At 45.2% G+C, this 12,834-nt stretch carries 7 protein-coding genes and 1 pseudogene; 7 read left to right on the top strand and 1 reads right to left on the bottom strand.

All coding sequences use genetic code 11. From position 1 onward, the window contains the following. Positions 1–4: 4 nt before the first annotated feature. The 6 genes and pseudogenes from EXA13_RS09395 (at position 5) to EXA13_RS09370 (ending at position 9,930) form a co-directional block, all read left to right on the top strand. Positions 5–2,164 carry a TonB-dependent siderophore receptor gene (locus EXA13_RS09395; RefSeq protein WP_238132937.1) on the top strand — a complete coding sequence of 720 codons (2,160 nt, stop codon included), beginning with the start codon at positions 5–7 and terminating at the stop codon, positions 2,162–2,164. 129 nt (positions 2,165–2,293) lie between these two features. Then, positions 2,294–3,673, top strand: a complete 1,380-nt coding sequence (locus tag EXA13_RS09390; RefSeq protein ID WP_158117278.1) for a TolC family protein — start codon at positions 2,294–2,296, stop codon at positions 3,671–3,673. Next, positions 3,660–4,844 (top strand): efflux RND transporter periplasmic adaptor subunit, encoded by a 1,185-nt coding sequence (locus EXA13_RS09385; protein ID WP_078924849.1) that lies wholly within the window; start codon positions 3,660–3,662, stop codon positions 4,842–4,844. The genes EXA13_RS09390 and EXA13_RS09385 overlap by 14 nt, the downstream gene beginning before the upstream one ends. Beyond that, positions 4,841–7,992, top strand: a pseudogene (locus EXA13_RS09380) (efflux RND transporter permease subunit). The gene EXA13_RS09385 and the pseudogene EXA13_RS09380 overlap by 4 nt, the downstream one beginning before the upstream one ends. Continuing rightward, positions 7,986–8,675, top strand: a complete 690-nt coding sequence (locus tag EXA13_RS09375) for a response regulator transcription factor (RefSeq protein WP_238132936.1) — start codon at positions 7,986–7,988, stop codon at positions 8,673–8,675. Before EXA13_RS09380 ends, EXA13_RS09375 begins: the two are co-directional and overlap by 7 nt. Further along, positions 8,659–9,930 carry a sensor histidine kinase gene (locus tag EXA13_RS09370; protein ID WP_238132935.1) on the top strand — a complete coding sequence of 424 codons (1,272 nt, stop codon included), beginning with the start codon at positions 8,659–8,661 and terminating at the stop codon, positions 9,928–9,930. The genes EXA13_RS09375 and EXA13_RS09370 overlap by 17 nt, the downstream gene beginning before the upstream one ends. Before the next feature lie 50 nt (positions 9,931–9,980). On the opposite strand, the gene EXA13_RS09365 is transcribed toward EXA13_RS09370, so the two are convergent. Then, positions 9,981–11,420, bottom strand: coding sequence for a sucrose-specific PTS transporter subunit IIBC (locus EXA13_RS09365; protein ID WP_238132934.1), 1,440 nt, complete (start codon positions 11,418–11,420; stop codon positions 9,981–9,983). A 253-nt stretch (positions 11,421–11,673) separates the two neighbouring features. Here EXA13_RS09365 and EXA13_RS09360 point away from each other — a divergent pair, with 253 nt between their 5' ends. Then, on the top strand, positions 11,674–12,660 hold the full coding sequence (locus tag EXA13_RS09360) for a LacI family DNA-binding transcriptional regulator (RefSeq protein WP_238130766.1): 987 nt from the start codon (positions 11,674–11,676) through the stop codon (positions 12,658–12,660). Positions 12,661–12,834 lie beyond the last annotated feature (174 nt).

The following is a 12,834-nucleotide window of genomic DNA, read 5'->3' as shown; positions in this document are numbered from 1 at the left end:
CATCATGGAATTTAACAAACCAATCTCTTATTCGCCGATCGCGTTGGCCATGCTGGCCAGTTTTATTATGCCAGCCGCTTTTGCTCAAGAAGCGGTCTCGGCGGAATTAGAAACCGTCACTATTTTAGGCCAAACCTATCGTAATACGGCGACCAAAACCGCCCTTGAGCCGGATGAAACACCGCAAGGTATTACCGTGCTTGATGGTATTGAATTAGAACAGCGTGGGGTGACTTCTTTAGGGCAAGCGCTGCGTTACGCTCCGGGAGTGGTGACTGAAACCAAAGGTGGTGCGGTTACCATGTACGATAATTACTATATCCGAGGCTTTCAAGTTGATCAGAGTTATTACGATGGGTTGCTGTTGCAGTATTTGAAAGGTTGGAACTTACAGCCGCAGATTGACCCGATTGCCATGCAACAGGTAGAAATATTTAAGGGGCCGACTTCGGTACTGTATGGCTCAATGCCGCCTGGTGGCATGGTCAATGTGATCGCCAAAGCGCCACAAAAAACGCGCCATACGGAAGTGACGGCTTCAACCGGATCTCGTCACTTAAAACAAGTCACGTTGGATACCACGGGGGCAATCAAAGAGGGGCAAGCGGCTTATCGCATCATTGCTAAAGCCCGTAAGCAGGACGGTCAGGTTGATGGCACAGAAGAGGAGCGTTACCTTATTGCCCCGTCGTTGGATTGGCAGATTAATGATAAAACTTTGTTAAACCTCAACCTCTATTACCAAAACGATCCATCGATGGGAATGAACTCAGCACTGCCCGCCTCAGGAATGGTCACGAGCAATGCTAATGGTTCTACCTCCCCCTCGACTCATGCGGGGGATGTCAATTGGAGCCAATTTGAGCGAGAGGTGCTGATATTAGGTTATAAAGTGCAGCATCAGTTGACCGAGCAGTGGAGTGTTTTACAAAACTTGCGTTATACCGATGCCTCCTTATCACAAAAAAATACCTATCACCTCGCCAGTGGTTTTGATGAAACCAGCGGTGAGTTATATCGTAATATCTATAGCACCGATGAAGACTACACCGGCATTGTGGTCGATAACCAGTTATCTGGGGTGATTCAGTGGGGAAGTGTTGAGCATAACCTCTTGTTTGGCCTTGACTACCAGCGGCTAAAAGGGGATTCAGAATATAGGGAATATGAATATGCCACTACCAATGCCGGTTTTTATCAATTTAATATTTTCAATCCCAATAATAACCTGTTGGATCCCAGTAGCCTGAGCCCATTTTATTTAGCTAAAAATAACATTTCGATTAAACAGTTAGGGGTCTACTTTCAAGATCAAGTGCGCTGGAACCAATGGGTATGGATTGCTGGGGCTCGTTATGACCATTATGAAAGCCGTAGCCAGTATGTGGATGCCTTGACCGCTACCAAAGCGAATCATCATGAGGTGTCGTATCGAGTTGGCGCTTTATATCAATTTGATTCTGGGTTTGCACCCTTTATCAATTTTGCGACCAGTTTTTCACCGGTTGCTGGCAAAGACAGTAAGTTTGGCCAGCCATTTAAACCCGAAGTGGGAGAGCAGACAGAAGTTGGGGTGAAATACCAATCCGCCGATATGAGTCAGCAGGCCACCGCTTCACTGTATCGGATCGAGAAGAAAAACGTGGTCGTGACTGACCCCGCTTCTGCGAATTATCAAGATGATATCCAAGTGGGGAAAGTGCGTTCTCAAGGGGTAGAATTACAAGCTCGTTGGTGGATTTTACCCAATTGGGATATCGCCGCAGGTTATACGTATGCGGATGTTGAAGTGAGCAAAGACAGCGCGAATGGGCTAGAAGGGACAACCCCTATTTATGTGCCGAAACATAGCGCCACTTTATGGAGTACTTATCGTCAAGAGCAAGGTGTGCTGAGTGGTAGCCGCATCAGTGCCGGGGCTCGTTATGTCGGGGAGATGTTTATGGATGCCACCAATACGCAAGGTAAAGTACCCAGCTACACGGTCGTTGACCTCTCTTTAGGATACGATCTGGGCCAATTGAGCGATAATCTACAAGGTGCTAGTGTGGATGTGATGGCTAACAACTTGTTCAATAAAGAGTATTACAGCTGCTACAACAACGTGAACTGTTGGTATGGTGCAGAGCGGGGTATTGAACTAAAAGTGGGTTATCAATTCTAATCTCACCGTCAGTTTTCTGATTTTCTCGAATATGAACGCCCAGAATTTCTGGGCGTTATTTTTCTTAAGTTAACCCTCTCTTAACCCCTGTTTATTTACGCTAAGGTTCATCAACAGGAGTACACCACTATGATGTCATCGCATTGGCTAAGGTTATCCGCCGTGAGTTTATTGATTGCGGGGTTAATCGGCTGCGCCACCCATTCTCAGCAAACGTATCAAGCGCGAGTTTCTGAATCCCTTGAGCAACTTACGGCTTGGTCTGTTATTGATACTGAGCCTGCTATTGATATGGTTTCGATTACGGAATTAATTGATATTCCTGAATTAAAGCAATGGATTGATCGTGCTTTGGAACATAACCCTAGCCTACAGCAAACGGCATTAGCGCTTAAAATTGCTTATGCACAAAAACAACAGATCGCCGCAGATCAACTACCCAGTGCAGAGTTGACCTTAAGTGGAGAGAAAGAAGAGCACAGCCATTCTCAATACAACACGGAGTTGAGTGTAAGCTGGGAATTGGATATTTGGCAAAAAATCGCAGACGGTAAAGCAGCGGCTAGCGCCAACTTGCGTAGCCGTGCTGCGGACTACCAAGCCGCAAAAGACACCTTAGCGGCAAGCATTATGCGGCAATGGCTCATGATTAACCTTTACCAGCAGCAAGTTCATATCGAAACGCAGCGGTTAGAACTTTTGCAACGTAATGAAAAGGTGGTGACAGAACGCTATCGTCAAGGTTTAGGTGGGCTAGAAGACCGAGATAGCGCACTAACCAATATGGAGTCTACTCGAGCGACATTAGCTGAATATCAAGAAACATTAGCGTCAGCTCGCCGAGATTTAACTACCCTATTAGGGCAGTTAGGAAGCCAAGACCCTCTTATTATTCCTGCTCAATTTCCCACGGTATTGCTTTCGTTGGCTCATTTGCCAGAGCAAGATCTGGCTCGTCGGCCTGATCTTATTGCCGCTTATGCCAACATTGAAGCACAACAATACACCACTCAAGTGGCATATAAAGCCATGTTGCCCAGCCTGAGTTTTAGTGCGGCATTGAGTGACAGCGATCACCACTTAAGCGATAGCTTACTGACCAGCCCTTTATGGAGCATTTTAGGCCAGTTAACAGCACCGCTGTTTCAAGGTGGAAAACTTAAAGCGGAAGCAGAGATGGAAGCCTTAACGACAGAACAGGTCTTTTGGGCTTATCAGGAAACCTTATTGACGGCAGTGAATGAAGTAGAAAGCGCTCTTGGCCAGGAACAGGCGTTGGAGCGTCAGCAACAGCATTTGAGGTTAGCCCTAGACAGCGCACAACGCAGCAGCGCTAATTATCTGGATAAATATCGCAAAGGGTTAGTAGACATTCTTGAACTACTCACCATACAGCAACAAACCTACGATATCGAAATCAAACTCGCTCAAGTCACTTATAACCGATTAAGTAACCGGATTGATTTGGGATTAGCATTGGGATTAGGAGTTAAAAATGAGGATCAATAAGGTCACTTTCGGAACCACTTTACTGGCATGTGCCATTTTTTTGGGAGTGATGGCTTACACTCATAGTCAACTATCCCAAATGAATGAGCCCAAAGAGAGCGGGTTGCTTCATGATACGGTTCAACCTGAGCATGATCCCGTCGTTGCCGTTTCCGTTATCGACGTAAACATAGGGCACTATTCAGCACAAGTTCAAGGGTATGGTGAAGCGAAACCTCGTTATGCACTTAATATTACCGCTGAGGTCTCTGGACGAGTGTTGACATTAGGGCCGGGCCTTGAAAGTGGTCAGCGGGTAAAAAAAGGTGAGGTACTGGCCACTTTAGATCAAACAAAATATCAGCAAGCGGTGAGTGAAGCTCAGTCTGAATTAGCAACGGCCACCTTAAACTTATTGGAAGAAGAGCGTCAAGGGGAACAAGCAAAACTTGAGTGGCAGCGGTCGGGGTTATCTGGGGAGCCTGATTCACCATTGGTCCTTCGTCAACCGCAGCGGGATCAAGCAAAAGCCGCTTTAACGAATGCACAGAAAGTGTTAGCAAAAGCTCAGTATGATCTGAAAAACACCGTGATCTATGCACCCTTTGACGGATTAGTTGTGAGCCGAGACATTCAACTTGGTAGTTATCTGCAAGAAGGTGGACAAGTCGCCACTTTATACAGTACCGATGTGGTCGAAGTCGTTATTCCACTTTCAGAAGCGCAATGGTTGAATTTACCGATACGAAGCAATACCGAGCTGGCTCGTCACCCACAGAGCTGGTCTGTAGAGTTGCGTTATCGACAAATGGCATGGAACGGTTATGTAACTCGTGTTGAGCAACACCTTGACAGTAATACTCGCCAACGTGCATTGGTTGTAACCGTTGCTCAACCTTTGGATATCGAACCTCCGTTATATCCAGGAACCTTTGTGACCGCCATTGTGGATGGAACTCCCCTCGAACAGAGTTGGAAATTGCCTCAGTCAGCCATTTCTCAGCAAGGGGAAATCTGGTACATCGATAGCCAAGGCAAATTGGCCAGTATCCTAGCAGAGAAACAGTTTGAATCGGGTGGTTTTGTGTATGTTAAAGCCTTTACCCATGAAAGCGTACAAATTGTTCAGCGCCCATTGAGCAGTTACCAAGTCGGTACTTTGGTGCAAGTGATCAGTGAGGTAGCATTATGAGTATGACACCTCCTCCATCGGGTATTATTGCTTGGTTTGCTCGAAATTCAGTGGCGGCCAATTTATTACTTCTATCGGTGATCGTGATGGGCGTTTTGTCACTCAGCCAGTTACGTCGAGAAGCCTTCCCGAGTATGGAACCAGATCGAGTGACGGTTTCAGTCACCTATAACAGCGGCGACCCCAAGCAAGCAGAAGAGGGGGTTGCGATTAAAATTGAAGAGGCATTGGAAAGCGTTCCGGGAATAAAACGGATTACCTCTACCTCTAACGCTGGCGGCAGTACGGTCACTATTGAGAAAACCAGTGATTACAATCTCAACACGTTACTCTCAGACATTAAAACAAAAGTGGATGGGATCAATAATTTCCCCAGTGATGCAGAAAAACCGATCATTGAAAAAGATCGTATGCAAGATCACGCTATTTGGGTTCAGCTCTATGGTAGCGTGGATAGAGCGACCTTGCAGTCGTTAGCACAAGAGTTAAAAACCGATCTTTTGCAACAACCTGCCATTCGAGATTTAGAAATCAAAGCGAGCGCTGATCCGGTTATTTCTATCGATATTGATGAAGCCACTTTACAAAGTTATAACCTAAGTTTGTCTGACGTTGAAGATAAGGTGAATGCGGAGTCATCGACCCCTCTTACGACCAGTTTGCGTCATCCTGATAAAGCGGTTCGACTGAAAGTGGCAAACCAGAGGTATGAGGCGGAAGAATTTGCTCAAATACCTCTTATTAATACTTCACAAGGTACAACACTTAAACTGGGTGAGATAGCCGTTGTTCGAGAAACATTTGATGAAGACACCTTCACATTGTCTCGTTATAACCAACAAAATGGCATGTCGATTGAAATCGTGATGGACGAGTATGGTGATGTCACTCTGATTGCTGAGCAAGCAAAAGCAGTCGTCCAGCAATGGCGAGATCAACAATTATTGCCAGAAGAGGTTTTCTTAGAGACTTGGTACGATCAAAGCCAGATGATTAATGATCGCCTCAGTTTACTGGTGAAAAATGCTATATCAGGCATCATTCTTGTCTTTTTTGTTCTGGCGCTGTTTTTAAACGTTCGAGTGGCTTTTTGGGTTGCTGCGGGCTTACCGTTTGTCTTTTTTGGCTCACTATTTTTCATGACAGGTTCGTTTGCCAACCTCACCATCAATGAGATGACAACTTTTGGTTTTATTATGGCACTCGGGATTGTTGTTGATGATGCGGTGGTGGTAGGCGAAAGCATTTATGACACTCGGCGTAACGAGGGTGACAGCCTAGATAACTCGATTAAAGGGGCCATGAAAGTCGCAATACCTACCGTGTTTGGTGTGCTGACTACCGTTGCTGCATTTATGGCGTTATCCAATGTGACAGGTGGGCTTGGGCAAATTTTTGCTCAGTTTGCTGCGGTTGTGACGGTCTGTTTATTGCTTTCCATGGTGGAATCAAAACTGATTTTACCGTCTCATCTTGCTCACCTAAATACTCATCGCAATGCAACAAAAGGTGGTTGGAGCCGAGTTCAGCGTAGCGCAGATTCAATATTGAATTTTTTGAATTATCAGGTGTACACGCCCGTAATTAAACTGTGTTTACGATTTCGTTACGCAACATTATTGCTATTTCTTAGCCTACTGATCGTGATTGCGACATTGCCTATGTCTGGAACGGTTAAAATGGCTTTCTTTCCCGATATTCCTCGTGATATCGCTTCGGCAGATATCACGATGTTAGACGATGCCAGCTTTGGACAAACTCATCGAAATTTATTAGTGATTGAACAGGCCGCGAAAAGGGCTGATACCCATCTTCGTGCTCAGCTGGGATTACCTACTGAACAAAGCAGTATTTCCAGCCTACAGGTATTGGCTTCATCCGATACCGAAGGTAGTGTTACGGTCGCCTTCATTGACTCTCCGGGGTACGACATCAATCAGTTTACAAAAATATGGAATGAGCAGATAGGCCTGCTGGAAGGCACTAAAAAACTCAAAGTATTGGCCAGCATGGATATGGTTGATAACTTTAAAATTGAGTTAAAAGCCAGCGATGCTGAACAGGTGACGGCTGCGGGAAAGGCGGTGAAAGCTTATCTGCAAGCTTTACCGGGAATCAGCGGTATTGATGACAACTTAAGCCCCGGAGTACCACAGTATCGCTTTACATTAACCGAACAAGGACGAGCTTTGGGGTTAACGACGGCACAGCTGGCTGATCAAGTCCTGCATTCTTTTGGGGGGGAGAAGTTCAAAAATTTCAGCGTAAACAAGATGAAGTCACGGTGAGTGTTCGTTATCCAGAACAAGAACGTCAAACCTTAGCAGATATCATGAATGCGAATATTCGTAGCAGTGACGGCACGGTTATCCCCCTCAGTTCGGTTGCAATGATTGATTCTGATTACCAAGCGTCAGCCATTACTCGAATTAACAATCAACGAGCGGTGTATGTGAGTGCCGTTGTGGATAAAGCCATGTTGTCACCCAGCCAAGTTGTCAATCAAGTTAAGCAACAATTTTTGGCACAGTGGCAGAAAGAATACCCTCATTTGCGGGTTGATTTTGCCGGAGAAGCTGAGCAACAAGCGGAAACCATGCAATCGATGGAATTGATGTTTGTGGCTGCGATGATCGCCATTTATGCCTTACTAGCGATACCGTTGCGCTCTTACATTCAGCCCCTACTGATTATGATGGCCATTCCCTTTGGTATTGTCGGCGCGATTTTAGGCCATTGGGTGAATGGGTTGACCTTAAGCATTTTGTCTATGTTTGGTATTTTAGCTTTAAGCGGTGTGGTGGTGAATGATAGCTTGTTGTTGGTCAGCCGTTATAACGGTTTACAAGAAGAAGGGAAACCCATATTGGATACCATTATTGAAGCGTGTAATAGCCGGCTACGTGCAATTCTTTTGACATCCATTACCACATTTGCAGGTTTGATTCCTCTGCTGAGCGAAACATCAATGCAAGCACAGTTTTTAAAACCTGCGGCGGCTTCACTAGGGTATGGCATTATGTTCGCTACGATGATTACTTTACTGTTAATACCCGTGTTACTCTATATTCAGTATGAAATACAGAAGGGAGTCGTGGGTATAGTAAAAAACGTTACGTGCAAAGTGATAGGTAAAGCATCATGCTAAAGGTTTTATTGGTTGAAGATGACCTCGATCTTGCGACGGCGCTGATCGACTATATGCAATTGGAAGGGATAGAGTGCGATTTTGCTGCCGATGGTCTAGTGGGTTATAACCTGATCACGTCTTATCAATACGACGTGATTATTCTGGATCTCAACTTACCGAAAATTGCAGGTTTAGACGTGTGTCGACGTATTCGTGAACAAGGCATTGAAACACCAGTTTTGATGCTGACAGCGCGTGATACTTTGGATGATAAGCTGCAAGGTTTTCACCACGGAGCCGATGATTACTTAGTAAAACCGTTTGCTATGCAAGAGCTCATGGTGCGCATGTTGGTGTTGTCTAAACGGCGGAGTGGACAGGCTACAAAACTGCGGATTGGTGAACTCGAACTCGATTTATCGCTGCGTAAAGCTCGCCGTTATGGGCAAGAGTTGAAACTCTCACCTATCTCGATAAAAATTTTGGAATTATTGATGCGAGAATATCCGTCTGTCGTCACTCGGGAAAAAATCATTCAGATGATCTGGGGAGAGGCACAGCCAGACAGTAACAGCCTAAAAGTGCATATGTTTAATCTACGTAAGCAGATAGACCAAGAGGGATGGCCGACGATGGTTCAGACGGTGCCAGGGTTTGGGTTCAGTATCCAACAGCAGGATAACGATGAAACTACGCCGTAGCCTGAAGATTTTCCTTATCTGTGTGATGATGGCAATGGCCAGCATCACGGTTGTCAGCTTCTCCCATTTAGCGGCAAACTATTTTGAGCAGGGATTGGATGGTGGAATGCGGATGATGATGATGGATATTGGTCGAGAGGTCGCATTAACGGGACAAAAACCAGAAATGATGATGGGTTTTCACGTTGCTCATCATTGGCAAGCCATTCCATCAGACATTGCCGCGTTATTTGAACCATTAGAACAATCCATGCAATTTACAAAATATATCGAAAATCAGCATTGGTTTTCAGCACCTGAGCGTGCTGTGTTTTTAATGCGTTATGATCAAACGGCTGGCGACCCTCTCTACATTTATCGTGTGTTGGATGATGTTCAACGTCCTGAACTGATACAAAATCGACCTCGGGGAGAAATTCCCCATTTTGTTAAACTGGTTAGTTATGCCGTGCTTGGTATTGGTTTATTTGGTTTGTGTATGTATTTTTTAGTACAACGAGTGGCAAAACCTGTCGAGCGGCTAGCACTTTGGGCAAAACAATTAACGCCTGAACAGTTAGTGATCCCTGCGCCTGATTTTCATTATAACGAACTGAATCGCTTAGCTGAGGTGGTCAAAAACAGTCTCGTTTCAGTTGATAGTGCGCTTCGTCGAGAACAAAAATTCCTCGCTCATGCAAGTCATGAATTACGAACACCGATAGCCGTTGTTCGTAGTAATAGCGAATTATTGATGAAACTGCTTGAAAAACAAAGTGCACCAGAAAAGCGTCAACAAGTATTGGAACGTATTTTACGCGCTGGCGTAACAATGAGCGACCTGTGTGAAACTTTATTGTGGCTCAACCGAGGAAAAGAAACAGAGCTCCCTCTGGTGGAGGTTGACTTAGGAAGCTCAATTGAACAGATCTGCCAAGAACTTAGCTATTTGCTTGATAATAAAAAAGTGCAGCTAGAGGTGAATATACATTATCAATCCTATCGGCTTCCTGCAACGTTATACCGAATTGTACTGAGTAATTTAATTAGAAATGCATATCAGCATACCCAATGTGGAAAGGTGGTGATTCGCCAAGAGGGCGCTCAGGTTTTGATTTCAAATCGAGAAGATAGCCGCCCCAAGAAAACAGAAGATTTAGGGTTTGGCCTCGGATTAGAACTCACTAACCGAATTATTAAGCAGTATCACTGGCGGTGTGAAACGGTGAAATATTTACATGGGCGAGATGTCACTATTCATTTTTTGAAGCCATAAAAATACCCGCTCTTTCGAGCGGGTAAAGCGTAAACGCTATAGGGGGCGTATTACGCGTTAGCTTGAACACCCAGTTTGGCTTTGGCTCGCATACCAAGCAGTAGAGTAAGACCAAAAGATGCGATAAACGCGATGATCATACCGACGACGTAGTAACCAATTTTATCTGGGCTGATGGAGATAACACCAGGTAAACCCGCAGCACCTAAAGCGTGTGCTTTAACGGTAAAGAGCGTAATAAAGGCACTAGCAATCGCGGAGCCACAGATTGCAGCAATAAAAGGATAACGCAGTTTTAAATTCACCCCGAACATCGCTGGTTCAGTAATACCGAGTAAAGCGGTGATACCGGAAGGAATCGCAATCCCCTTCATTTTTACTTCTTTAGTGGTGAGGCCCACCGCAAGAGCGGCTGCACCTTGAGCCACGTTTGACATAGCAGCAATCGGGAAGATGAATGTGCCTCCAGTTACGGCAATATCTGCCAGCAGCTGGGTTTCAATCGCGATAAAGCTGTGGTGCATGCCTGTGATTACAAATGGAGCATAAATAAAGCCAAAGAGTGCACCACCGATAAAGCCTGCGGATTCATACAACCAGTTCAGCCCATCACCCAATAGGAAGCCGACATCACGAGTAAGAGGGCCAACGACCGTAAAGGTGAGGAAACCGGTGATAAAAATCGCCAGCATAGGCGTTAATAAGTTGTCCAAGACCGATGGAACGATACTGCGTAGGCCATTTTCAACTTTAGCCAGAATGAAAGCCGACACCAAAACGGGCAGAACCGATCCTTGGTAACCGACTTTTTGAATTTCTAAACCAAGAATATTCCAAACGGGTATGTCACCAGAAACCGAAGCACTCCCAAACCCCCAACCATTGAGTAAGTCAGGGTGTACCATCAACATCCCGAGTGCTGCGCCAAGAAATGGGTTGCCCCCAAATTTTCGTGAAGCAGAGAAAGCCAATAAAACCGGTAAGTAAACAAAAGGGGCGTTCGCAAAGGTGTTGATCATGCTGGCTAAATCAGCCAAGCCCGGATTGGCATCGATCAATGATTTTCCATCGATAAATAAACCCGTAGCCGTCAGGACGTTATATAACCCCATCAGTAGACCACCCGCCACAATCGCAGGAATAATGGGAACGAAAATATCCGATAAGCCTTTTACCGCTCGTTGCACAATATTTTGTTTTTGTGCGCCAGCAGAGGCAACATCGTTGGTGGACATTTCGGCTAAGCCCGTTAGTTTTGCCATTTCGGCATAGACTTGGTTGACCACTCCGGATCCAAAAATGATTTGGTATTGGCCTGCGACTTTAAATTGACCTTTTACTCCATCAAGTTCTTCAATCGCTTGTTCATTAATCAAAGATTCATCTTTGACGGCTAGGCGTAATCGAGTTGCACAGTGTGCGAGCGCTTGGATGTTTGCTTTACCACCCAAGTGTTCCATAAGTTGTTTTGCTATGACTGGATAGTCCATAACTCACCCCGGTTCTTGTTACTTGTCTGTATGATAGTCTTTCGTTTTGCTAATTTTATTTATGGGAACGTTTGCAAGACTAATTCTTGTCAATAAATCAGCAATGGTCAAAATGAAATCAAGAAATATGTGAAGATGATCGCCAAAAGCTTAAGCGACAATGCATAAAACAAGGGTAGAATCACGCTATCAGCAAAATGATTATCGAGTGATTTTGCAATCAATCCCAAACTGATGATGGAAAAGAGTCGCAATGGCAAGTTTACATGATGTTGCCCGTTTAGCCGGGGTATCTAAATCTACGGTTTCTCGGGTTATCAATGATGAGTATGGCGTCAAAGAATCCACAAAAATCAAAGTATTAAAGGCTGTCGCTGATTGTGGCTATGTTGTCAATCAGGTGGCGAAAGATCTGAAATCACAAAAAACGAACCTAATCGGGGTGATAGTCCCTCGCGTCTCTTCCCACGCAACGGCGCAAGGGGTGGATGGATTAACCACTATTTTTGAGCAGGCGGGTAAGCATGTTTTACTGGCCAATACCCATCAAGTTCACGCAAAAGAACTCGAATATATCCAGATTTTTAATCAAAAACGGGTTGAGGGCATTGTTTTTTATGCGACCCACCTAGATACCGCTTTGATCAAAGCGATTCAACAGTCTCCTGTACCCGTTGTCTTAATTGGTCAAGATGGCTCGCTCTATAATATTCCTAGTGTGGTTCATGATGATCAACGCGTCGGTTTTGAGGCTGGTCATCGCTTAGTGGCTGCCGGTTGTAAAAATATCGGCTTTATTGGGGTCCAAAGCGATGATGTGGCTGTGGATGTTTTACGTTCTCAAGGGCTTGAACAATCACTAGCTTTGCATCAACAAGAGTTACTGTTTCATGTGCGGGGTGACTTTTCGATTGAATCGGGATACTGCCTAGCCAAGCAGCAGATCGCCGCTTATCCACATTTGGATGGGCTGTTTTGTGCGACTGACCGTTTAGCGGTGGGGGCGATTAAGGCGCTACAAGAGCTGGGAATTGCAGTTGGTCAACAAATTAAAGTGTTGGGGGTTGGGAACGATGAATTGGCCTATGTAAGTAATCCAAGTTTGTCTACCTTTAACTATGCTTTTGATAAAGCGGGAGAAAATGCCGCCAAAATGTTGTTGGAGCGCATAGCTGGGCAAGGGTTAGAGATGAGCAAAGTGGTGCTTACCTTCCAGCGCATTGATCGCCAAACTTGTTGAGAGCCAAGGATGGGGCTCACCATCTATGAGCATAGAGATGCTCGCTCATGAGGCGAGTGAACCTAGCCAGCATCTCAATATTGTTGTATCCCAACATTGTGGCAGCTTCAAGTGGGAAAGGCATACAGAATTATCCTGTCACTCAAAGAGGGGTTTCTGTGCTCTGCTTCACAT

This window comes from Vibrio cincinnatiensis, assembly GCF_022113815.1.
GTDB lineage: Bacteria > Pseudomonadota > Gammaproteobacteria > Enterobacterales > Vibrionaceae > Vibrio > Vibrio cincinnatiensis_A.
This window is presented reverse-complemented; position numbering and strand designations above follow the sequence as displayed.